This is a genomic window from Acidovorax sp. ACV01 (genome assembly GCF_014851495.1).
GTDB lineage: Bacteria > Pseudomonadota > Gammaproteobacteria > Burkholderiales > Burkholderiaceae_C > Acidovorax > Acidovorax radicis.
In genome coordinates, this window is record NZ_JACUZT010000008.1 from 53,644 (window position 1) to 76,458 (window position 22,815).

Consider the following 22,815-nt stretch of genomic DNA (forward strand, 5'->3'; position numbering starts at 1 on the left):
ATGACGACAGGAGCTTTCGCCATGCTGCAGTTCACTCGCCTTTTTGCCCTGCCGGCCGCCCTGGGCGCGCTGATGCTCACGGGCTGCGCCACCATGTCACCCCCGCCGCCAGTGGACATCCTGCCCACCACGCCGCCGCCGCTGGCCGCCGCGCCGCGCACCCCACCACCCGTGACGGGCGGGCTGTTCCACAACGCCAGCTACCGCCCCGCCTTCGAAGACCGCCGCGCGCGCATGGTGGGCGACAACGTGACGATCATGATCGTCGAGAACGTGACGGCCAGCCAGAAATCCTCATCCACCGTGGACCGCACCTCGGAGGCCTCAGCCGGCATCACCAACCTGCCTTTCGTGAAGAAGTCGCTGGCCGACCGCACCACGCTGGGCGCCGCGTCGGAAAACACCTTCTCCGGCAAGGGCGGCACCGAAAGCGCCAACACCTTCACCGGTTCGATCACGGCCACCGTGGTGGACGTGCTGCCCAATGGCCACTTGGTCGTGACGGGGGAAAAGCAGATCGGCGTGAACCAGAACGTGGATGTGCTGCGCTTCTCGGGCACCATCGACCCGCGTGCGCTGCAGCCGGGCAGCATCGTGAACTCGACCCAGGTGGCCAACGTGCGCGTCGAATCGCGTGGCCGTGGGGCGCAGAACGAAGCCCAGGCCATGGGGTGGATGAACCGGATCTTCAACACGATCACGCCGTTCTAGATTCCCCCCTGAGTCGCTGCGCGCCTTCCCCCCTGAGGGGGGACGCCACCCCCGGCCCGGCAAAGCCGGATCCGCGGTGGCGCTGGCCTTTGGCCGCGCCAGTTTTTACGGGTGTGGTTTCTGGATGCGCCGGGGGCACAAAGCCTGGGGTTTTGAGGCTTCGGGATGCCTGACCGTTGTGAAAGATCCTCGTCCCAGTTTGCTACATTATTTATAGCCACCAACGCTTATCCATCAAGCGTTAGATGCTGTTTTTATTCATACTTTCTTCTGTAGCGCGGCACCGGCGCCTGCCTGGCTTTACGCACGCCACTGGCCGTTCACCACCTGCCCTGGAACCCACGCAATAGGCCGGTGAACCCGCTTCTTTTTGGGTTTTAGTTCCTGGCGGGGCCGCCCACAATGGATGCCATGAAAGCCTTGTCCCACTCCCTCCTGTCACGCCCCGTGCGCGCGCTGTGGCTGTTGTTGGCCCTTGTGGCCGCTGGTGTGGCGGTGCCCGCACATGCCTTGCGCATCAAGGAAGTGGCGGCGGTGCAAGGGGTGCGCAGCAACCAACTGACGGGCTATGGCCTGGTGGTGGGGCTGGACGGCACGGGCGACCAGACCACGCAGATGCCCTACACCACGCAGGCCATGTCCAACTACCTGCAGCAGATGGGCATCAGCCTGCCACCCAGCGCGGCTGGCCAGCTGCAGCTCAAGAACGTGGCGGCCGTGATCGTCACGGCGCAGCTTCCCGCTTTTGCGCAGCCGGGGCAGACGATCGACATCAACGTCTCCTCCATGGGCAACGCCAAGTCGCTCAAGGGCGGCACGCTGATCGTCACGCCGCTACGCGGCGCCGACGGCGAGATCTATGCGCTGGCCCAGGGCAATGTGGTGGTCGGTGGCGCCGGTGCATCGGCCGGCGGCAGCAAGGTGCAGATCAACCACCTGAGCGCAGGCCGCATTCCGCAGGGCGCGCAGGTCGAGCGCGCCGTGCCCACGCCGCTCAACGAGGGCGACACCATCAACCTCGGGCTCAACGCCTCGGACTTCCAGACTGCGCGCCGCGTGGCGCAGGCCATCAACACCAAGCTGGGCAGTGGCCTGGCCACGGCGCTCGACGGCCGCACGGTGCAGGTGCGCGCGCCGATCGACCCCGGCGCCCGCGTGGGTTTCATCGCCGACCTCGAAGAGCTGGCGCTGGAGTCGTCCACCCCCTCGGCCAAGGTCGTCATCAACGCACGCACTGGCTCGGTGGTGCTCAACCAAGCGGTCACGCTGGGCCCCTGCGCCATTGCGCACGGCAACCTCTCGATCACCATCAGCTCGACGCCCATCATCAGCCAGCCCGCACCGCTCTCGCAAGGGCAGACCGTGGTGGCGCAGCAAAGCGACATCCGCATCAACCAGGAGCCGGGCAACATCATCCAGATGCCGCCCTCGCCCCAGCTGGCGGACGTGGTGAAGGCGCTCAACACACTGGGCGCCACACCCCAAGACCTGCTGGCCATCCTGCAGGCCATCAAGGCCGCTGGCGCGCTCAACGCCGAGCTGGAAGTGATCTAAATGCTCCCCCTGAGTCGCTTCGCGCCTTCCCCCAAAGGGGGACGCACCCGGTGGCCTGGCAAAGCCAATTCCACGGGTGCACAGGCCTGGGCAGCGCCAAATTCACTGTCTGTGGGTAGCCCAGCGCAGGAGGCTTGACCATGGCCCTCACACTCCCTTCGTCCAGCACCACCAGCACGTCCAATGCGCTGGCGGTGGACATCCGCTCGCTCAACACGCTCAAGTACGACGCGGGCACGGCCAACAACGCCCAGACCACCCGCGAGGTGGCCAAGCAGTTCGAGTCGCTGTTCATGCGCGAGCTGATCAAGAGCATGCGCGACGCCACGATGAAATCCGGCCTCATGGAAGGCGAGCAGGCCAACCTGGGGCAGGACATGCTGGACCAGCAGCTGTCTGTCAGCATGTCCGGCCAGCAGGGCGGGCTTTCTGAAGCGATTGCGCGCCAGCTCTCGCGCCAGATGGGCGGTGCCGATGCGAACTTCTCCGTGCCTTCCACGCTGAGCCTGCCGCAGGCACTGCCGCGTGCAGCGGCACCGGCCACCGGCACCCCGGCTGAGGCGACGGCACCCGCACCCAAGGGCCGCGATGGATTTGTGCAGCACCTCTCCGGTACCGCCGAGCGCGTGGCCCAGGAGAGTGGCATTCCGGCGAGCTTCATGCTGGGCCAGGCCGGCCACGAAACCGGCTGGGGCAAGAGCGAGATCAAACACAAGGACGGCTCCAACTCGTTCAACCTGTTCGGCATCAAGGCCGGCAAGGGCTGGACGGGCAAGGTGGCCGAGATCACCACCACCGAATACATCAACGGCAAGGCCCAGAAGGTGACCGCCAAGTTCCGCGCCTACGACTCGTATGAGGACTCGTTCCGCGACTACGCCCGCCTCATCACTGAAAGCCCCCGCTACGAAAAGGCGCAGGCCACCGCCAAGAACGGTTCGGCCGTGGCCTATGCGGCCGAGCTGCAAAAGGCCGGATACGCCACCGACCCCGAGTACGCCCGAAAGCTCAGCGGCGCCATCAACAGCGCTTTGCGCGTACAGCGCGCCCAGGCGTGATGAGAAAGCCGAGGTAAGCCATGAGTCTTCTCAACGTCGGCGCCCGCGCCCTGCTGGCCAACCAGGTGGCCCTGCAGACGGCGGGCCACAACATCGCCAACGTCAATACGCCCGGCTATTCGCGCCAGACCGTGGTGCTGCAGACCGTGCAGGGCCAGTTCACGGGGGGTGGCTATATCGGCCAGGGTGTGGATGTGCAGACCATCCTGCGCAACCAGAGCGAGCTGCTCACGCGCCAGTCGGCCACGGCGGGCTCCGTGCAGTCGTCCGACATCGTGCGGGCCGAGCGCCTGCGCCAGCTGCAGGAGGTCTTCAGCGGCGGCACGGCCGGCCTGGGTGCCGCCATCAACGACATGATGAATGCGTTCTCGGACGTGGTGAGCGCCCCCACCGACATCACCGCACGCACCGTGGTGCTCACGCGCATGGACGAAACCGCGTCGCGCATGCGCTCGGCCGCCGACCGCATCAACGAGATCCAGTACACCGTCACCGAGCAGCTGCAAAGCAGCATCACCGCTGTCAACAGCCTGGCCGGACAGATGGCCAGTGTGAACGAGCAGATCGCGCGTGCCAAGGGCAATGGACAGACCCCGAATGACCTGCTGGACCAGCGCGACCAGATCATCCGCGACATCAACCAGTACGTGCAGACCACACAGATCCCGGCCGACGACGGCACGGTGGGCCTTTTCGTGGCGGGCAGCCAGCCGCTGGTGCTGGGCACCACGGCGACCAGCCTGTCGGTAGACGATGCCACCGCCTTCCCCGGCAGCGGCCAGATCAAGCTGTTCTTCAACCGGCCCGGTGCACCGGCCGTGGAAATGGACGAGAACGTGCTCGGCGGGGGCTCGATGTCGGGCCTCCTGCGCTTCAACAACACCGATCTGGCCGAGGGACGCAACCTGCTGGGCCGCATGGCCATGGCCATCGGCATGACGATGAACGACCAGCACAACCTGGGCCTCACGCTCGACGGTGCGCTGGGCAAGGACCTGTTCGCGTTGCCCGCCAGCATGCCAGGCCACACCAACGGCGCGGGCGTGGGCACGGTGTCCTTCACCGGCCCCACGCAGTTCGCGGCGTCGGACTATGAAATCCGCTTCACCACCGGCACGGCCGGGCAGGTGGTGCGGCTGTCGGACGGCACCTCCACCCCGTTCACCGACGCGGCCAACCTGGCCACGCTGCAGATCGACGGCCTCAACTTCAACCTGACCACGCCCGGCAACCCGGGCGAGCGCATGCTGTTCAAGCCGTTCAGCACGGCGGCGGCCAACATCCAGTCGCTGGTGTATTCACCACGCGATCTGGCAGCGGCCAACCCCATCAATGCGGCCATGGGCACCTCCAACGGCGGCACGATGCAGCTGGCCGGCCTCAAGGCCACCGGCCTGCCCAACCCGCCGGGGCTGGTACTTCCGCCCAATGCCAACCCCGCCGCACTGCCCCCCATCCTGGGCGGCATCCAGCTGCAGTTCACGGCCGGCCCGCCCACCACCTACGATGTGCTGGACCGCGGCACCGCACCGCCCACCACGATTGCCGCCGCACAGCCCTACACGCCCGGTACGCCCATTTCCATCAACGGGTGGGAGATCAAGCTGCAGGGCAGCCCCAACACGGGCGATACCGTGGTCATCGGCAATGCCTCGGACCCGCAGTACGGCGACATCTTCACGCGCAACTCCGGCAACGCCAACGCACTCATGGGCCTGCGGGACGTGAAGATGTTCGACGAATCCACGCTCTCCGACGGCTATGCGGGCGCCATTTCCCAGGTGGGGACCCGCACCCAGAGTGCGCTGTTCGCGGCCGAGCTGTCCACCACCATCGCGTCCAATCTGGAGCGGGATCGCACCGCGATTTCCGGGGTCAATCTGGACGAAGAGGCCGCAAGGCTGATCCAATACCAGCAGGCGTACCAGGCATCGTCCAAAATGATCCAGATCGCGCAAAACATCTTTGACTCGCTGCTGCAAGGCCTCGGCCGCTGACGGCGGGACAAGAGTTAGGAGTTCGACATGAGCAATAGCATCTACCGCCTTGGCACGGCCAACATGTATGACAACGCCCTGCGCAACCTGGGCACGCGCCAGACCAACCTGTCGAACCTGCAGGAGAACCTGACCTCGGGCAAACGCGTGGTGCGGGCCAGCGACGACCCCGTGTCGGCCGCACAGGCAGAACGCGCCATCAACCGGCTGGCGCGCGTCCAGACCGAGCAGCGCGCACTGGAAACCCAGCGCAACGCGATTGCCCAGGCCGAGTCTGCCCTGGGCGATGCGGTGGACCTGGTGCAGAACTTCCGCGAGCTGGTGGTGAACGCCGGCAGTGCGGCCCTGACGCCCAACGACCGCACCACCATCGCCAACCAATTGCAGGGCCTGCGCGAGCAGCTTCTGGAGGTGGCCAACCGCAAGGACACCAACGGCGTTCCGCTGCTCAGCTCACTGGGCAGCGCGCTCGCACCGTTCCTCGGCCCCTTGAGCAGCAGCCCCGACTACACCTTCGAGGGGCTGCCCGGCCAGACAGCCAGCAGTGGCGTATCCATTCCCGGCGCGCTGGACGGCGAAGCCACCTTCATGTTCGATCCGCAGCGCGACGGGGTCTACACCGCAGGCGTCAGCGCCATCCCCTCCAGCCGCTTCCTCAACACCACGGCGGTCACCCCCGTGAACCCCAGCCTGGTGACCGGCGACAACTACACCATCACCTTCAGCGCGGTAGGCCCGGGCGCCACACCGGGCACGACCACCGCCACCTACACGCTCACCAACACTACCACCGGCGCCGTGTCGCCGGCCGTGGTGGTGCCCGACTATCCATCGGACAAGCCGGTGACCATCGCCATCACCAGCATTCCGGGCCTGAGCTTCGACATCAAGGGCAACCCCGCCACCGGGGACGCCATCACCCTGCAGCCCAGCCCGAGCATGTTCAGCACCATGGACAACGCGATCCGCGACATCCGCAATGCCCCCGACAGCAATGCGGCGGCACAGGCGGTGGGGCAGGCCCTGGGCAACATGGACATCGGCCTGGAACGCATGCACAACATGCGCGGCTACGCGGGCGAGCTGCTCAACCGCGCGGACCGCATCACGGGCGACCAGGAAAAGCGGTCCATCCAGCTCGAAGGCGACCGCTCTCGGGCCGAGGATCTCGATATGATCCAGGGAATTTCAGACTTCCAGAACCAGCAGGTCGGCTATGAGGCAGCGCTCAAGTCCTATGCGCAGGTTCAGAAGCTGTCCCTGTTCAATTTCATTAGCTAGGACTTGCTCACGCGGTGATGGGGTGAGCCCCCCACGCCCCGGGAACAGGCCCCCGTCACATTGCCTGAGAGCACATGGTCCAATCTGTCCTTGGCAGCCTGATTCTGGGTTACCGCCCCTTGTGGAACCGCGCCCGCAAACTCGCGGCCATCCAGCTTTATGTGCACAGCGAGGCCTCGGCCCTGGTCGATACCGCCCACCTGCTGCGCACGCTGCAGGAGCTGTGGTCCGCCAGTTCCCCACCGATCCTGCTGTCCCCCCAAAGCCACCAGCTGCTGTCCAACATGCTGGAGCATGCGCCGCGGGGTGCGCCGTGGATCGAGGTACGCGGCGACTGGTTGTCCGACTCGACCATTTACAAACACGTCAAGGCCGCCCACCAGCGGGGCCTGAAGCTCGTGTGGCGCGGCGAGCTGGGCCGGCTGCCCGAGCCCGACATTGCCCAGTGCTTTGACAACAGCCTGCTCACCCTTCGCCCCGAAGACGCCGTGACAGCCCTGAAGGCGGCCCCTGCCACCCGCCCCGGCGGCGCTCCCCCGCAGCCAGTACGCGCCACCAGCCCCGTGCTGGCCGGGCAGATGTACGAAGGCATCGCCAGCCGTGCGCTCATGGAGCATTGCCTGGACCAGCACAACGCACTGGCACTGGCGGGATGGCCGGCGGAAGACGTGCTCTACAGCCTGCGCCACCATCCCCAGCAGCCTTCGCACGCGGTGATCTTCAAGCTCATGAAGGCCATCGACGCAGAGCAGTCGCTGGAAACCTTTGAAGACATCATGGGCCAGGACCCAATCCTTGCTTACCGCTTCATGGTGTACACCAACTCCGCGGCCCTGGGCCTTCGCACAGGCATCGACTCGCTGCGCCGGGGCCTGGTGATGATGGGCTACGGCTCCATCAAGCGCTGGCTGTCCGACCAACTGCCCCATGCCAGCACCGACCCCAACATGCAGCCGGTGCGCGAGGCCATGGTGATGCGTGCCGAGCTCACCGCCCACCTGCTCGATGCGGGCGTCGAGAACGACCTGCGCCGCGAGATCTACCTGTGTGGCCTGGTTTCCCAGCTGGACGACCTGCTGGGCGAGCCGCTGGGCACCAGCCTGCGCCGCCTGCCCCTGTCCGAGCGCATCTACGACGCCACGGTGCTGCGCACCGGCCCCTACACCGGCGGCCTGCAGATGGCCTGCGCGCTGGAGACGGACGACGCCAGCGCCATCCGCCAGCTTTGCGAAACCTACGAGCTGGACCTGGAAGAGGTCAATCGCGCCCTGCTGCGTGTGCTGGCCGATCTGGAAGTAGAGAGAAAGTAATCCCCCTGAGCCGCTTCGCGCCTTCCCCCCAAGGGGGACGACGCAAGCGGCCTGGCAAAGCCAGTTCCGCCGCGTCTGCTGGTTTGCGTTGTGCCAGTTTCACAGGCTGCGCGACAGGCCTCCGTCGGCCCATTCGCAATAGCCCGATAGCCTGGGGTCACCGGCTCTGCTCTGCCCGCACACGCTCGAAAGTCTTCCAGAACTCAGCCTCCTGCGTGGTGGCAAAGTTGATGCGCATGAGGGTGCTGGGTTTGCGCTCTGCATGGAACAGCGCGCCGGGCGCCAGGAGGTAGCCTTCGTCCAGCATGCGCTGCGACAGCGCGTCGGTGTCCACCCCCGTCTCCACCCAGCCAAACAGGCCCACAGGCTCGGCCGCAAAGGTGCATCCGGCCCCCAGCGCCAGCTTCACGCTGCGCGCGCGCGCAGCATCGAGCCGCGTGCGGATGCGCTCGGCGTGGCGGCGCAGTTGGCCCTGTTCGATGCACAGGGCCAGGGCCTTTTCCAGCAGCGCGGGCGTGGTCAGCGTGGCCAGCAGCTTGGTGTCCAGCAATTGCTCCACCAGCGCAGGCGGTGCCGCCATGAAACCGATGCGCCAGTTGGGCGCAAGGATCTTGGCAAAACCACTCACGTAGATGGTGCGCTGCAGGCCATCCAGCGCCGTGAGGCGCGTGGCGTGCTCGGGGGCAATGTGGCTGTAGGTGTCGTCCTCCACCACATGGAAGTTGTACTGGTTGGCCAGCTGCAAGATGCGGTGTGCGCTGCCCGGCGACAGGCAATAACCCGTGGGGTTGTGGAACACGCTCACGCTCACGTAGAGCTTTGGCTGGTGCACCTCGCAGTATTTCGCCATGACCTCCAGGTCGGGCCCGTCGGCGCGGCGCGGGACGGGCAAGATGTGCATGCCCAGGGCCGCCAGCCGCGCAAACTCCACCGCCCAGCCGGGCTCCTCCACCATCACCGGGTCGCCCGGGCGCAGCAGCGTGCGGCTCACGATGTCGAGTGCGTGTGTGGCGCCCACGGTGGTGATGATGTTTTCGGGGGCCGCATGCACGTTCAGCGTGGCCAGCTTCTTGGACAGCACCCGGCGCAGCCCCGTATCGCCCAGTGGCTCGCCGTACTGCAGTGAAAAATCATTCAGCGCGCGCGTGCTGGTCACCTTGCGCACCGCGGCGGGCATGAACGTGGACTCCAGCCAGGCGGGCGGAAACACCCCCATGCCGGGCTGCGGCTTGTCGCTGATCTTGTGGAACATGCCGCGGATCAGCGCTGTGGCATTGACCGGCGGCGCCCCCCGCGCAGCGCCGCGCCCGGCGCCGCGGGCCGCAAACCAGTGCGCGGTGCTCCAGTTGCCCATGGCACGCTCGACCTCCTGGGCTCCCGTCTCGTCATCCTCCGGCACCCGCTCCACCTGTCCTGTGGCCATCTCGCGCACAAAGAAGCCCCGGTTCTTGCGCGCCTCCACCAGGCCCTGCGCCAGCAATTGGTCATACGCCGCCACCACGGTGGAAGGGCTCACGCCATGCTGCTGCGCGCACTGCCGCACCGAAGGCAGGCGCGCACCAGGTGCCAGCAGCCGGTTGCGGATGCGCTCGCCAAAACGCGCCGACAGCTGCTCGGTCAGCGACTGGGTGGTGGTTTTCATCAGCATGGCCGTGTCCTTGTGTACTGTTATCGCAGCCAATACAGATTACGAACTGCGCTGCTTAACTGTATTGGTTGTGTACTGACATCGAAGATTACATTGAAGCCCAGGCGCTGACAAGCCACCCGCCAAAAAGCCCGGAAACACCTGCCCATGACCGCCCCCGAACTGACTGCCCTGCTGCTGTTCTGCACCGCGATGAGTTTTTCGCCGGGGCCCAACACCACCTTGTCCACTGCACTGGCCGCGAACCTGGGTCTCAAGCGCGCGCTGCGCTTTTGCTTCGCGGTGCCCACGGGCTGGACACTGCTCATGCTGGGCAGCGGCCTGGGCCTGGGCGCCCTGATCACCGGCGTGCCCGCGCTGCGCTGGGCCGTGACGCTGCTGGGCGTGGCCTACATGCTCTGGCTGGCCTGGAAGCTCAGCCGCGCAGGCCAGATGACCGAGGTCGACACCTCGCGCCTGAACGTGACCTTCTGGCAAGGCGTGGGCCTGCAGTTCGTGAACATCAAGGCCTGGATGCTGGCGCTCACGCTCAGCGCAGGCTGGGTGGTCAACGCCGCAGGCCTGCCCTCGACCAATCCGGGCGAGCGCCTCGCCATCATCTGTGGGGTGATGATGGTGTTTGCCTTCACCAGCAACTTTGCCTACGCGCTCATCGGCTCGCTGCTGCGCCAGTGGCTGGCGCAGGGCCAGCGCCTGCTCTGGTTCAACCGCGCACTGGCCCTGGTGCTCGTCGCCACCGCCCTCTGGATGCTTTCCCTATGAACAACGCACAAGAACGCGAAGCGCTGATCTGGGGGCTGGTGGGCGTCACCTTGTTTGCGGCCACCCTGCCGATGACCCGCCTTGCCGTGGGGCCCACCGACGCGCCGCAGCTGTCGCCCTGGTTTGTCACGTTCGGCCGCGCTGCCGTGGCAGGGCTGCTGTCCATCGCCTACCTGTGGCTGCAGCATGTGCGCGGGCGCCTCAACCTTCCACGGAAAGCCGAATGGCCGCTGCTGGCCATCACGGCCTTTGGCGTGATCGTGGGGTTTCCGCTGTTTCTGGCCCTGGCGCTGCGCCATGTGCCCAGCACCCATGGGGCCGTGGTCACCGCCTTGCTGCCACTGTCCACCGCTCTGCTGGGCGCATTGTGGTTCCGGCAACGGCCCTCCGCCGGTTTCTGGGCCTGCGCCGTGTTGGGCAGCGGCCTGGTACTGGGGTTCATGGTGTGGCGTGCGGGTGGCGTCTACCTGGGCGCAGCCAACATCTACCTGCTCATTGCCATGACCACGGGCGCGTTCGGCTACATCGGCGGCGCCCGCCTCACGCCGAGGCTGGGGGCCGAGCAGGTCATCTGCTGGGTCCTGGTGTGTTCCCTGCCACTGACCATTCCCATCGCCTGGTGGTTTGCACCCGCCGTGCCCTCGGCCATCGGCGGCATGAGCTGGCTGGGCTTTGTCTATGTGGCGCTGTTCTCGATGTGGATCGGCTTCTTTGCCTGGTACCGGGCGCTGGCACTGGGCGCTGTGCGCGTAAGCCAGATCCAGCTGATCCAGCCCTTCCTGAGCCTGCTTTTCGCCGTGCCGCTGCTCGGAGAGCGCCTGGATACCGTCACGGTGGTGTTTGCACTGGCCGTGATCGCGACCGTATTTGTGGGCAAGAAGATGCCCGTTCACCAAGGAGCCCCCGCATGACCCCCATCGCCCCGGAACAACGCCTGCAGCAACTGGGCCTGGTATTGCCCGCCGTGACCGCACCCCGTGGCAACTTTGACGCCTATGTGCTCGACGGCAACACGCTGTACCTGTCGGGCAAGGGCTCTCCCGCCCGCGAAGACATGGCCAACGTGCCCAAGGTGGGGCGCGAAATCAGCGCCGCGCAAGCCAGGGACCATGCCCGCGAGGTGGGACTGCACCTGATCGCGACGATGAAGGCTGCACTGGGCGACCTGTCGCGCGTGCGCCGCGTCGTGAAGGTCCTGGGCATGGTCAACGCCACCCCCGACTTCATGCAGCACACCGAGGTCATCAACGGCTGCTCCGACCTGCTGGTCGAGGTGTTCGGCGATGCGGGGCGGCATGCGCGCTCGGCCGTGGGCGTGGGCTCGCTGCCGCGCGGCTTCGCGGTGGAGATCGAAGCGGTGGTTTCCTTGAAGGACTGACATTCATGCAAATACACCACATCCCGTTTGCCACCACCGACTGGTCTGGCATTCCGCGCGAAGAAAAAAGCGCAGAGGCCGGCCAGGCCTTCTGGCGCACGCAACAGTTCGGCGACGTGCGCGTGCGCATGGTGGAGTACACACCGGGCTACGTGTCGGACCACTGGTGCGTCAAGGGCCACGTGCTGCTGTGCCTGGGCGGAGAATTGCACACCGAGCTGGCCGACGGCCGTCGGTTCACGCTGACGCCGGGCATGAGCTACCAGGTGGCCGACAATGCAGAACCCCATCGGTCCACATCCCCACAGGGTGCCACCTTGTTCATCGTGGACTGACAGAGCGCCCGGCACGGCCCGCGCATTCCGATTTTTTAGACTTTGCAACAGGGTGGTCATTTGCGAACCGCCCACAGGAGAACGAGAGTGAAACTGAACGACCTCCCACAGACCAGCACCTGGACCCTGGCACGCCGCGCCGAGCGCATGAACCCTTCGGTCATCCGCGAAATCCTGAAGGTCACGGAAAAGCCCGGCATCATCAGCCTGGCGGGTGGCCTGCCCTCACCCAAGACCTTCCCGGTGTCGGCCTTCGCCGAAGCTTCCGCCGCCGTGCTGGCCAATGATGGCCCAGCTGCACTGCAATACGCCGCCAGCGAAGGCTATGCCCCGCTGCGCCAGGCCATCGCCGACTTCCTGCCTTGGAGCGTGGACCCCGAGCAGATTCTCATCACCACCGGCTCGCAGCAAGCCCTGGACCTGATCGCCAAGGTGCTGATCGACACGGACAGCCGCGTGCTGGTGGAAACACCCACCTACCTGGGCGCGCTGCAGGCCTTCACGCCCATGGAGCCTGCCGTGGTGTCCGTGGCCAGCGATGATGAAGGCGTTCTGATTGATGACCTGAAGGCCAAGGTGGGCACGGGTGCCAACAAGGCGCGCTTCCTGTACGTGCTGCCCAACTTCCAGAACCCCACGGGCCGCACCATGAGCGAAGCCCGCCGAGCCGCCCTGGTGCAGGCTGCCGCCGAACTGAACCTGCCGCTGGTAGAGGACAACCCCTACGGCGACCTGTGGTTCGACAACCCACCACCCGCCCCGCTCACCGCCCGCAACCCCGATGGCTGCATCTACATGGGCTCGTTCTCCAAGGTGCTGGCCCCCGGGCTGCGCCTGGGCTTCGTCGTGGCGCCCAAGGCGGTGTACCCCAAGCTGCTGCAGGCCAAGCAGGCGGCCGACCTGCACACCCCCGGCTACAACCAGCGCCTGGTGGCCGAGGTGATGAAGGGCAACTTCCTGGACCGCCATGTGCCCACCATCCGCGCGCTGTACAAGCAGCAGTGCGAGGCCATGCTGGCGGCACTCGACAAGGAAATGCAGGGCCTCTCCGTGCAATGGAACCGCCCCGACGGCGGCATGTTCCTGTGGGTGCGCCTGCCCGAAGGCATGAGTGCCGTCGAACTGCTGCCCAAGGCCGTGGAGCGCAACGTGGCCTTCGTGCCCGGCGCGGCCTTCTATGCCGACAACGCCGACCCGCGCACGCTGCGCCTCTCGTTCGTGACCTCCAGCGTGGAGCAGATCGCGACCGGCATCGCCGCACTGGCCGCTTCGATACGCGATGAGCAGAACAAAGGCTGATCCATGCTGAGGCTCTGGGGGCGCCTGTCGTCCATCAATGTGCGCAAGGTGGTGTGGACAGCGCAGGAGCTGGGCATCACGCTGCAGCGCACCGACGCGGGCGGCCAGTACGGCATCGTGCGCGAGGCACACTACCTCGGCCTCAACCCCAACGGCCTGGTGCCGCTGATTGAGGATGAGGATACGGACACCGTGCTGTGGGAATCCAACCCCATCGTGCGCTACCTGTGTGCCCGGCATTCCATGGGTGCGCTGTACCCCGACGCATTGCGCGAGCGCTTTGTGGCCGAGCAGTGGATGGACTGGCAGCAGACCACCCTGAACCCGGCCGGGCGCGATGCCTTTATCCAGTGGATACGCACGCCCCCAGCCCAGCGCAACGATGCGCTGATTGCCGCGTCGGTGGCCGCCACCGAGCCCCTGCTGGCAATGCTGGACGCCCACCTGGCGCGCCAGCCCTTCATGGCGGGGGAGCAGTTCACCATGGCCGATATTCCCATGGGCTGCGAGATCCACCGCTGGTGGGGCCTGCCACAGGATCGCATCGCACGGCCGCACCTGGAGCGGTGGTACAACGCGGTCAGCACCCGCCCCGGCGCTCGGGGCGTATTGGACCAGCCTCTCTCCTGAACCTCACCATGCACCAGCGCCCCTTCAAGCAGATCGACGTCTTCAGCGACCGCCCCGGCTACGGCAACCCCGTGGCTGTGGTGCTGGATGCCGAGGGTTTGAACGACAGCGACATGCGCCGTTTTGCGGCCTGGACCAACCTGTCGGAAACCACCTTTCTGCTGCCCCCCACCGAGGCAGGGCGCGCTGCGGGCGCCGACTACCGCCTGCGCATCTTCAGCCCCAACGGCGAGCTGCCCTTTGCCGGCCACCCCACGCTGGGCACTTGCCACGCGTGGCTGCAGGCGGGCAACACACCGCGCCAGAGCGGCATGGTGATCCAGGAGTGCGCGCTGGGTTTGGTGCGTATCGCGCAGACCGATGACACGCTGGCCTTTGCCGCCCCGCCCCTCAAGCGCAGCGCGCCCAGCCCCGCCCTGGTGCCGCTGATTGCGAGCGCACTGGGCCTGCGCCCCCAGCAGATCCTGGGTGCGCAACTGCTGGACAACGGCCCCGTGTGGCTGGGCCTGCTGCTCGACAGCGCGGACACCGTGCTCGGCTTGCGCCCGGACCACGCGCGCCTGAAAGACCTGGGCCAGGACGTGGGCGTGATCCATGTCGGCCCCACCGCCAGCGACACCACCCAGCCCGGCGTGGTGGTGCGCGCCTTTGCCGCACCCATGGGCAACCCCGAAGACCCGGTCACCGGCACCCTTAACGCCAGCCTGGCCGAATGGCTGATTGCCGACGGCCTGGCCCCGCACAGCTACCTGGTGGCCCAGGGCGAATGCCTGGGCCGCGCGGGCCGCGTGCACATCCGGCAGGACAACGACCACCAGCTCTGGGTGGGCGGGCGCGCCGTCACCTGCATTGAAGGCTCGGTGCTGCTATGAGCTGGTCCAAAACCCCGCGCCCCAGCGGCTGACCCCCACCCCGGCGGACTCCTTCCTCCCAGGTGCCCACCGAACACAAGCCCAAGAACTCCAGACCCCCGGTCAGCCCCCGGCGTGCCCAGCTCGACCGATCCACCGCCCGTTTCACCGCTTTTTTGCTTCAAGGACCCTGACCACCATGCAACAACGCCCCTTCAAACAAGTCGATGTTTTCACCGCCCAGGCCTACCGGGGCAACCCACTGGCCGTGGTGCTGGACGGCACGGGCCTGTCCACCGAAGCCATGCAGGAGTTCACGAACTGGACCAACCTGTCAGAAGCCACCTTCTTGCTCCCACCCACCTCGCAAGGCCGCGCCGCCGGTGCCGACTACCGCGTGCGTATCTTCTGCCCCGGGCGCGAACTGCCCTTTGCCGGCCACCCCACGCTGGGCAGCTGCCACGCCTGGCTGCAGGCCGGGGGCCAGCCCCAGGTGGCCGGCAAGGTGGTGCAGGAATGCGGCGTGGGCCTGGTCGCGCTGCGCCAGGACGGCGACCGCCTGGCTTTTGCCGCGCCTGCGTTGATCAAAAGTGGCCCGCTGGCGGAAGACGACGTGGCCTTGATTGCCCGGGGTCTGGGGGTGGACCGCAGCGACATCCTGCACCACGCCTGGTGCGACAACGGCCCCAACTGGCGCGGTGTGATGCTGCGCAGCAGCGAACAGGTGCTGGCGCTCAAGCCCGACGCCAGCATCCTGGGCCAGCTGGATGTGGGCGTGGTCGGACCGCGCGGAAAGGTCGGTGTCATCGGCAGCACCGACGCCGAAGGCATCGCCTTTGAAGTGCGCGCCTTTTTCCCCGGCAACAACGGCCTGGCCGAAGACCCCGTCACCGGCAGCCTGAACGCCGCGCTGGCCCAGTGGCTCATCGGCGCGGGCCTGGCCCCCACAAAATACGTGGCCAGCCAGGGCACCTGCCTGGGCCGCGCCGGGCGCGTCTATGTGGAGCAGGACGGCGACACGATCTGGGTGGGCGGCAGTTCGGTCACCTGCGTGTCGGGCGAGGTGCTGCTGTGACAGCGAGCCCCTTGGCCCCGTGCGTAGACCATCTGGTCGTGTTGGCCGCCGACCTGGCCAGCGGCGTAGCCTGGTGCGAACGCACGCTGGGCATCACCCCCACAGCGGGCGGTGAACACCCTCTGATGGGCACGCACAACCGCATCTTCAATGTCTCCGGCCCCACCCACCCGCGCGCCTACCTGGAAATAATTGCTATCAACAAAGGAGCTGCTCCCGCAATACCAGAAAGCGCCAGCCGCTGGTTTGATATGGATGATGCTGCCTTGCGACAACAGGTGGCACAACACGGCCCACAGCTGATCCACTGGGTGGCCAGCGTGCCCGACGTGGCCGAGCGGTGTGCCGCGCTGGTGGCGCGGGACATCGAGCGCGGCGCCATCGTCACCGCCAGCCGCCCTACGCCGAATGGCCTGCTGCAATGGCAGATCACCGTGCGCGACGACGGCCTGCGCCTCATGGACGGCTGCCTGCCCACCCTCATCCAGTGGGGCGACGTGCACCCGTGCAGCAGCCTGCCCGCCAGTGGTGTGCAACTGCAGCAGCTCGCGCTGCAGCATCCGCAGGCCGCCACGCTGCAGGCCGCGTGCGAAGCCGTGGGGGTAGCAAACTCCGTCGCCATCACACCCGGCAACACGCCCCGGCTCACCGCGCAGCTCAGCACGCCACGGGGCCCGGTCACCCTCTCGTCGTTCACCCCCCAGGAGTAACCGCCATGCTTTTCTCTGTACAGGAACTGCTGCTTTTCGCACTCGCCGCCCTCGTGCTGGTGCTCACGCCCGGCCCCAACATGGTGTACTGCGTCTCGCGCAGCCTCACCCAGGGGCCGCGCGCCGGGCTCATCTCGCTGACCGGGGTGGTGCTGGGTTTTGTCGTGCACCTGCTGGCGGCTGCCCTGGGCCTGACGGCGCTGCTGGCCGCCGTGCCCGTGGCCTTCGACGCCATCCGCTACGCCGGTGCCGCGTATCTGCTGTGGATGGCATGGCAGGCCGTCAAACCCGGCGGCAACGCGCCGTTCGAAGCCCGCAACCTGCCGCACGACAGCCCGCGCACACTGTTCCTCATGGGCTTCATGACCAACCTCTTGAACCCCAAGGTGGCCATGTTCTACCTGTCGTTCTTCCCCCAGTTCCTCCACCCCGAGCGCGGCCAGTTGCTGCTGCAGAGCCTGACGCTGGGTGCCGTGCAGATCACCACCAGCGCAGCCGTCAACACGCTGCTCATCCTGTGCGCCGCCCGCGTGGCGCTGTTCCTGAACCGCAACGCCGCATGGATGCGCGCCCAGCGCTATTTCATGGGCACCGTCCTGGGTCTGCTGGCCCTGCGCCTCCTCACCGAAAAGAAAGCCGCCGCATGAACACCCGCCTCGACCCCACCGCACTGCTGCCCACCCTGGCCGACATCGAAGCCGCTGCCGAGGTGGTGTACCGCGACTTCGCCGCCACGCCCCAGTACCGCTGGGGCCTGCTCAGCCAGCGCCTAGGCACCGACTGCTGGCTCAAGCACGAAAACCACACGCCTGTGGGCGCGTTCAAGATCCGGGGCGGCCTGACCTATTTCGACCAGCTCGCGCTGCGTGGAGCCCTGCCCACCGAGGTCATCAGCGCCACGCGCGGCAACCACGGCCAAAGCATGGGCTGGGCGGCACGCAGCCATGGCGTGGCCTGCACCATCGTCGTGCCGCAGGGCAACTCGGTCGAGAAAAACGCCGCCATGCGCGCCCTGGGCGTCAAGCTGATCGAGCACGGCGCGGACTTTCAGGAGGCGCGCGAATTCGCCATGGCCCTGGCCGCCGAGCGCGGCGCACACATGGTGCCCAGCTTCCACCCCGACCTGCTGCGCGGGGTGAGCACCTACTGGTGGGAGTTCCTGCGCGCCGTGCCGCAGATGGACGTGGTGTACGTGCCGATCGGCCAGGGCTCGGGCGCGTGTTCAGCCATCGCGGCCAAGCTGGCGCTGGGCCACAGCGTGCGCATCGTGGGCGTAGTCAGCAGCCATGCCACCACGTATGCGGACTCGCTGGCCGCCGGCCACGTGGTCGAAGCCCCCGTGACCACCCGCCTGGCCGACGGCATGGCCTGCCGCGTGGCCGACGCCGACGCGCTGGCCATCATGGCCCCGCACATCGACCACATCGTGCAGGTCAGCGACGACGAGGTGGCGGCGGCCATGCGCGCCCTGTTCACGGATACGCACAACGTGGCCGAGGGCGCGGGTGCTGCAGCGCTGGCGGCGGCGATGCAGGAGCGCGCGCAGCTGAAAGGCCAGGTCGTGGGCCTGGCGTTGACAGGAGGCAACGTCGACGCACCGATGTTCAGCGACGCGCTGGCGGGCTGAGGCCCTTGCGACCAAAAGGCCATTTGCTATTAATTGAGTAGCATTGGTCGCTTGTGTGACAATCGCCAGGGCATTGTTTTGGCCACAATCCGCCGCATGGGAACCCTCTACCTCGTGCGCCATGGCCAGGCCTCGTTTGGCGCCGACGACTATGACCAGCTGAGCCCGCGCGGCCGCGAGCAGGCGGTGCGGCTGGGCGAATACTGGCGTGCGCGCGGCCTGCGGTTTGACGCGGTCATCACCGGCACATTGCGCCGCCACACGCAGACGCTGCAGGGCATTGCCGAAGGTCTGCAGATTGCGCCCGAGGTGCTGCAACTGCCGGCCCTCAACGAATACGACAGCCACGCGCTGATTGCCGCCATCCACCCCCAACCCCTGGGCCCCGCCGACACGCCCGAGAAGTACCGCCAGCACTTTCGCATCCTGTGCGATGCGCTGGCGCAGTGGATGGCCGGCGTCATCAGCCCGCAGGGCATGCCCAGCTGGAACGAGTTTGCGGCCGGCATCCGCGCCACGCTGGACCATGTGCGCCACCATCACGCGGACCACAACGTGCTGGTGGTGAGCAGCGGCGGCCCCATCTCGGCCGCCGTGGGCGAGGTGCTGGGCACGGCGCCGGAGGTGACGATTGCGCTGAACATGCGCATCCGCAACAGCGCAGTGACGGAGTTCTCTATCGCGCCCAAGCGGCTGATGATGCAGACCTTCAACACGCTGCCGCACCTGAACGAAGGCCCGCACCTGGACTGGATCACGCACGCCTGACCGCGACACGCCCGGGGGACGGTTCCCGCCGGCCTACAGTGCGAGTGCGAGGAACTTCGTGCCCGGCACGGGGTTGAAGCTCACGGGCTCTGCCGGCACAAAGCCCAAGGATTCGTACAGCCTCTGGGCCGCGACGAATTCGGGCAACACGTCCAGGCACATGCGTGCATAGCCGGCCTGCCGCGCCACCTCCAGCATTCGCTGCACCAGTTGCCGCCCGAGGTCCATCCCTCGCGCTGCGGGCCGCACGTACACGCGCTTGAGCTCGCAACTGGGCCCGTCCACACGGCGCAGCGCCGCACACCCCGCCACGCCGCCGTCAACTATTGCCAGAAGGATGCAACCGTCAGGCTCCGCATATTTACCCGGTAGTTGGGCGAACTCCTGCTCATAGTCCTGAAAACCCAGATCGGCCGTCGGGCTGTGAACGTACTCCCGGAAGATGGCGGTGACCGCGGGAAGGTCGGCGGGAAACAGGGCGCGTCGGATCATGGAGCGCATCCTAAGCCGCGCACACCATCATCGAACAAACGCAAGCTTGTGCAGGGCAGTGCCCCTACTTGAACATGTCGGGCGAGAAGCTCTGGCGGAACCATTTCGTCGCATTGACCATCAGCGCGCCAGAGGTCTTCACATCGACCAGGAACTTGTCCACGCGCGCCTTGAGCCGGGGTTCGTTCTTGCGCAGTCCGATGTAGCACGGGCTCTCCTTGAGCACGGCCAGGCGGCGCACCTTGACGCGCACGAAGTTGTCGGTGATCGACTCCACCAGCACATTGCCACCGGCAAAGACGTCGATTTCACGCGCCGTATAGGCCGCAAGGAGCGGGGCGCTGCCCTTGAAAAGCTGCACCTGCGCCTGGGGCAGCAGGGCCTTGGCCAGGGTCTCCTCCAGGCTGCCCTGGGCAACGCCCAAACGAAGGCCGTTTTGCTTGGCCAGTTCTTCCTGGCTCCAGGCCTGCTGGCCAAAAACGCCCAGGTAGGTGGGCGCGTAGGTGGTGGAAAAATCGATGCTCTTTTCGCGCTCGGGTGTCTTGCCCAGGCTGGAGACGATCAGGTCAGCCCGGTCCTCCAACAAGGCAGGAATCCGGTCTGCGCTGGCCACGGGGATCAGCTTGACCACCACACCGAGGTCCGCAGCCAGCATCTTGGCAATCGAGATGTCGAAGCCGAGCAACTCGCCGTGCTGCGTAAAACCAAAGGGCGGGAAGTCCTGCGGCACGGCAACGCGCAGCACGCGCGACGCCTGGATGCGGGCCAACTGGTCCTGCGCCTCGGCGGCGGCAGGTGGCGCGGCGTGAAGCTGCCGGGCAAATGCCAGCGAACTCACCCCGCAGGCCCAAAGGAGCCCGTGTCGGCGCGTGAGTGGTGCGGAGAGAGGCTCAGTCATGGGGACGATGAAGGCGAAGTAAAGGCATGCAATCGTTGTATGCAACTCTTGTGCCCAGCCGTCCACCCCTGCACACCACCCCTGCACACCACCCCTGCACACCACCCCTGCACACCACGCCAGCTTCATCGCGCCAGCTTCATCGCGCCTGCCACGCTTGCGATGCACCAAGCGAGTGCAGATTCCGGTTTTTTCACCAATTGGGAGCATGGCCGCTGTGCCCGCTCTGCAGCCCTTCCAGCCGGTGCCCCGGCGCGCCTTATTCCGTGTGGGCGCGCACCGTATGCAACGGCAGGTCCGCCAGCTCCTGCAGCAGCGCCACCAGTTGCCCTGCCGCAGCATCTACCACCGCCCGCCCCTTGTCCGCCGTGGCTCCTGCCGCATTGCCCACGGCACCCGCCGGGTGATAGTCCTGCATCTGCCAGCCCAGCTTGGCGCTTTTGCCGTTGCCCAGAATGGCGTAGCGCTTCGACCGGTCCTGCGACGTGGAGCGGAAATCCCGCGCATGCTCCATGTGCACCGAGGCGGGCGCGAGGTGCAGCATCATCGACGTCTCGATCTCGCCCGCGTGGATGCCAAAGCGGTGCTCCTCGCCGCTGAACTGGCCGGCTACCGCGTCGGGCAGAGGCAAGCTGAACCAGCTGGCGCTGTAGACGATGAGGTCGCAGCGCGTGCGCAGCTCGCGCGCCACGATGTCCATCACGCTGACCTGGCCGCCGTGGCCGTTGAACAGCAGCAGCTTCTTGACGCCCGCGCGGGCCACACACTCGCCAATCTCCGTCCACAGCGCGATCACGGTGGCGGGCGAGAGCGTGAGCGTGCCCGGAAAGCGGATGTGCTCCGGGCTCAGGCCCACGTTCTGCGGGGGCAAAAAGAGCACGGGCAGGTCGGCGGTCATTTGCGGCAGCGCGGCATCGATCACACCCTGCAGCAAGGTGGCATCCACCGACAGCGGAAGGTGCGGGCCATGCTGTTCGACGGCCGCCACCGGCAACACGGCGACCACCTGATCGGCCTGGCCGCTGTGCTGCAGCGCGGCAAAGTCGCGGGTGGACAGGTCCGCCCAGAAGCGCGAGGGCAAGGTGAGGGGGGAGGGTTGGGGCGCGGCGGCAGCGGTCATGCCGCGATGTTAGGGCCTGTTCAGGGACGCGTCACTTCAGCGCCATCTTGCCCAGCCAGTACAACAGATGCCCCACGCCCATCACCAGCAGCGCTCTGGACGCCAGCCCGCTGGCCCTGCCGCACAGACCACGGCGGCGCTGCCATGCGCGCAGCACCAGCGCCCCCACCCACCCCACGGTGGCCAATACCGCCCACACCATCCAAAGCAGCCCCACGCCCAGGCAGCCAAAGTTCTCACAGTACAGCGTGAAGCTGTAGTACGACAGCGCCACCAGCACCACGCACAGGCCCAGCAGCATCACATCGAGCGTGCGCGACGCCCAGACGGCCACACGCGAGATCGATGCCGGAGAAGGTGACAACGGTGATGAACGCAAAGACGTATTCATAAAAAGCCGGGGGCAGAGTGGTGTGGGATGGAGTGGCAGAAACCCCTGCGGCCCAGCATAGCGCCCGCCCCACCGCCGCGCTCCGCCGCGCATCCCGCTACCATCACCGCATGACCCAAGACCTCTTCCGACAAGACGCCTACCTGCGCGAGTGCGACGCGCACATCACCGCCATCACCGACACCGGCGGCATCGTGCTGGACCGCACGGTGTTCTACCCGCTGGGCGGCGGCCAGGCCGGTGACAGCGGCGTGCTGGTGCTGGCCGATGGCACCGAGATCGCCATCGCCGACACCCGCAAGGGCAAGGACGCCGAAGGCCATGCCACCAGCGACATCGTGCATGTCCCCGCCCCGGGGCAGGAAGACCGCGTGGCCCAGCTCGCTGCGGGCACCACCGTGACCGCCCGCATCGACTGGGAACGCCGCCACCGCATGATGCGCCTGCACACCACCTCCCACCTGCTGTGCCATGTGGTTCCGCAGCTGGTCAATGGCTGCTCCATCACGCCCGACTACGCGCGGCTGGACTTTGCGATGACCGACCCGCTCGACAAGGAAGCCCTCACCGCCGCCATCGCCATCCTGGTGGCCGCCGCGCACCCGCTCACGGTGGCCTCGATCAGCGACGAAGAACTGGACGCCAACCCTGCCCTGGTCAAAAGCATGAGCGTGCAGCCCCCGCGTGGCACCGGACGCATCCGCACCATCCGCATCGGGGGCGACAACGATGCACCGCTGATCGACCTGCAGCCTTGCGGCGGCACGCATGTGGCCAATACGTCGGAGCTCGGCGCCATCGTGGTGACGAAGATTGAAAAGAAAAGCGCCACCACCCGCAGGGTGGTGCTGGGCTTTGCCCAGTGAGCAAAGCGAAGAGCGCTTTTCTTTGGGGTGTACTCATTTGCGTGCAACGCAAGT

24 protein-coding genes are annotated in these 22,815 nt (G+C 66.8%); 19 read left to right on the forward strand and 5 right to left on the reverse strand.

Annotation, left to right across the window (positions count from 1 at the left end; translation table 11 throughout):
• Positions 1-21: 21 nt before the first annotated feature.
• The 6 genes from IB243_RS21085 to IB243_RS21110 all read left to right on the forward strand — a co-directional run bounded on the left by IB243_RS21085 (position 22) and on the right by IB243_RS21110 (position 7,911).
• Positions 22-711: a flagellar basal body L-ring protein FlgH gene (locus IB243_RS21085; protein ID WP_192429159.1), complete on the forward strand. Its 690-nt coding sequence runs from the start codon at positions 22-24 to the stop codon at positions 709-711.
• Between the two features lie 411 nt (positions 712-1,122).
• On the forward strand, positions 1,123-2,265 hold the full coding sequence (locus IB243_RS21090) for a flagellar basal body P-ring protein FlgI (protein ID WP_225585153.1): 1,143 nt from the start codon (positions 1,123-1,125) through the stop codon (positions 2,263-2,265).
• 140 nt (positions 2,266-2,405) lie between these two features.
• Complete coding sequence (gene flgJ, locus IB243_RS21095) at positions 2,406-3,323, forward strand: flagellar assembly peptidoglycan hydrolase FlgJ (RefSeq protein ID WP_010466112.1); 918 nt, start codon at positions 2,406-2,408, stop codon at positions 3,321-3,323.
• 20 nt (positions 3,324-3,343) lie between these two features.
• On the forward strand, positions 3,344-5,320 hold the full coding sequence (flgK, locus tag IB243_RS21100) for a flagellar hook-associated protein FlgK (protein ID WP_010466114.1): 1,977 nt from the start codon (positions 3,344-3,346) through the stop codon (positions 5,318-5,320).
• A 27-nt stretch (positions 5,321-5,347) separates the two neighbouring features.
• Positions 5,348-6,601 carry a flagellar hook-associated protein FlgL gene (gene flgL, locus IB243_RS21105; protein WP_192429161.1) on the forward strand — a complete coding sequence of 418 codons (1,254 nt, stop codon included), beginning with the start codon at positions 5,348-5,350 and terminating at the stop codon, positions 6,599-6,601.
• A 74-nt stretch (positions 6,602-6,675) separates the two neighbouring features.
• The gene (locus tag IB243_RS21110) at positions 6,676-7,911 is read left to right on the forward strand and encodes an HDOD domain-containing protein (RefSeq protein WP_192429163.1); all 1,236 of its coding nucleotides are present in this window, start codon (positions 6,676-6,678) and stop codon (positions 7,909-7,911) included.
• Positions 7,912-8,068: 157 nt separating this feature from the next.
• Here the strand turns inward: IB243_RS21110 and IB243_RS21115 are convergent, their stop codons facing one another.
• Positions 8,069-9,559, reverse strand: coding sequence for a PLP-dependent aminotransferase family protein (locus tag IB243_RS21115; RefSeq protein WP_192429165.1), 1,491 nt, complete (start codon positions 9,557-9,559; stop codon positions 8,069-8,071).
• Positions 9,560-9,706: 147 nt separating this feature from the next.
• On the opposite strand from IB243_RS21115, the gene IB243_RS21120 reads away from it, so the two are divergent.
• The 12 genes from IB243_RS21120 (at position 9,707) to IB243_RS21175 (ending at position 18,994) form a co-directional block, all read left to right on the forward strand.
• On the forward strand, positions 9,707-10,321 hold the full coding sequence (locus IB243_RS21120; RefSeq protein ID WP_192429167.1) for a LysE family translocator: 615 nt from the start codon (positions 9,707-9,709) through the stop codon (positions 10,319-10,321).
• Positions 10,318-11,232, forward strand: coding sequence for a DMT family transporter (locus tag IB243_RS21125; RefSeq protein WP_057229779.1), 915 nt, complete (start codon positions 10,318-10,320; stop codon positions 11,230-11,232). The genes IB243_RS21120 and IB243_RS21125 overlap by 4 nt, the downstream gene beginning before the upstream one ends.
• Positions 11,229-11,699: a RidA family protein gene (locus IB243_RS21130; RefSeq protein ID WP_192429169.1), complete on the forward strand. Its 471-nt coding sequence runs from the start codon at positions 11,229-11,231 to the stop codon at positions 11,697-11,699. The genes IB243_RS21125 and IB243_RS21130 overlap by 4 nt, the downstream gene beginning before the upstream one ends.
• Positions 11,700-11,704: 5 nt before the next feature.
• Positions 11,705-12,034, forward strand: coding sequence for a DHCW motif cupin fold protein (locus IB243_RS21135; protein WP_010466128.1), 330 nt, complete (start codon positions 11,705-11,707; stop codon positions 12,032-12,034).
• 87 nt (positions 12,035-12,121) lie between these two features.
• Entirely contained in the window at positions 12,122-13,333 is a 1,212-nt protein-coding gene (locus IB243_RS21140) for a PLP-dependent aminotransferase family protein (RefSeq protein ID WP_010466129.1), read from the forward strand.
• 3 nt (positions 13,334-13,336) lie between these two features.
• Positions 13,337-13,963 carry a glutathione S-transferase gene (locus tag IB243_RS21145; protein ID WP_192429171.1) on the forward strand — a complete coding sequence of 209 codons (627 nt, stop codon included), beginning with the start codon at positions 13,337-13,339 and terminating at the stop codon, positions 13,961-13,963.
• An 8-nt stretch (positions 13,964-13,971) separates the two neighbouring features.
• Entirely contained in the window at positions 13,972-14,835 is an 864-nt protein-coding gene (locus IB243_RS21150; protein WP_192429173.1) for a PhzF family phenazine biosynthesis protein, read from the forward strand.
• A gap of 178 nt (positions 14,836-15,013) precedes the next feature.
• Positions 15,014-15,889, forward strand: a complete 876-nt coding sequence (locus tag IB243_RS21155) for a PhzF family phenazine biosynthesis protein (protein ID WP_192429175.1) — start codon at positions 15,014-15,016, stop codon at positions 15,887-15,889.
• Positions 15,886-16,599 (forward strand): VOC family protein, encoded by a 714-nt coding sequence (locus IB243_RS21160; protein ID WP_370540372.1) that lies wholly within the window; start codon positions 15,886-15,888, stop codon positions 16,597-16,599. Before IB243_RS21155 ends, IB243_RS21160 begins: the two co-directional genes overlap by 4 nt.
• Before the next feature lie 5 nt (positions 16,600-16,604).
• The gene (locus IB243_RS21165) at positions 16,605-17,246 is read left to right on the forward strand and encodes a LysE family translocator (protein ID WP_192429177.1); all 642 of its coding nucleotides are present in this window, start codon (positions 16,605-16,607) and stop codon (positions 17,244-17,246) included.
• The gene (locus tag IB243_RS21170; RefSeq protein WP_192429179.1) at positions 17,243-18,226 is read left to right on the forward strand and encodes a threonine dehydratase; all 984 of its coding nucleotides are present in this window, start codon (positions 17,243-17,245) and stop codon (positions 18,224-18,226) included. Before IB243_RS21165 ends, IB243_RS21170 begins: the two co-directional genes overlap by 4 nt.
• A gap of 96 nt (positions 18,227-18,322) precedes the next feature.
• Positions 18,323-18,994, forward strand: coding sequence for a histidine phosphatase family protein (locus IB243_RS21175; RefSeq protein WP_192429181.1), 672 nt, complete (start codon positions 18,323-18,325; stop codon positions 18,992-18,994).
• A gap of 33 nt (positions 18,995-19,027) precedes the next feature.
• Here IB243_RS21175 and IB243_RS21180 read toward each other — a convergent pair whose 3' ends face one another.
• From IB243_RS21180 to IB243_RS21195, 4 genes are all read right to left on the reverse strand, one after another.
• Positions 19,028-19,486 carry an N-acetyltransferase family protein gene (locus tag IB243_RS21180; protein ID WP_370540373.1) on the reverse strand — a complete coding sequence of 153 codons (459 nt, stop codon included), beginning with the start codon at positions 19,484-19,486 and terminating at the stop codon, positions 19,028-19,030.
• A gap of 64 nt (positions 19,487-19,550) precedes the next feature.
• Positions 19,551-20,384 (reverse strand): transporter substrate-binding domain-containing protein, encoded by an 834-nt coding sequence (locus IB243_RS21185; RefSeq protein WP_192429184.1) that lies wholly within the window; start codon positions 20,382-20,384, stop codon positions 19,551-19,553.
• Positions 20,385-20,643: 259 nt separating this feature from the next.
• Positions 20,644-21,504: a creatininase family protein gene (locus tag IB243_RS21190; protein ID WP_192429186.1), complete on the reverse strand. Its 861-nt coding sequence runs from the start codon at positions 21,502-21,504 to the stop codon at positions 20,644-20,646.
• A gap of 31 nt (positions 21,505-21,535) precedes the next feature.
• Entirely contained in the window at positions 21,536-21,895 is a 360-nt protein-coding gene (locus IB243_RS21195) for a hypothetical protein (RefSeq protein WP_225585155.1), read from the reverse strand.
• 110 nt (positions 21,896-22,005) lie between these two features.
• Here IB243_RS21195 and IB243_RS21200 point away from each other — a divergent pair, with 110 nt between their 5' ends.
• Entirely contained in the window at positions 22,006-22,761 is a 756-nt protein-coding gene (locus tag IB243_RS21200) for an alanyl-tRNA editing protein (protein WP_192429187.1), read from the forward strand.
• Positions 22,762-22,815: the final 54 nt, after the last annotated feature.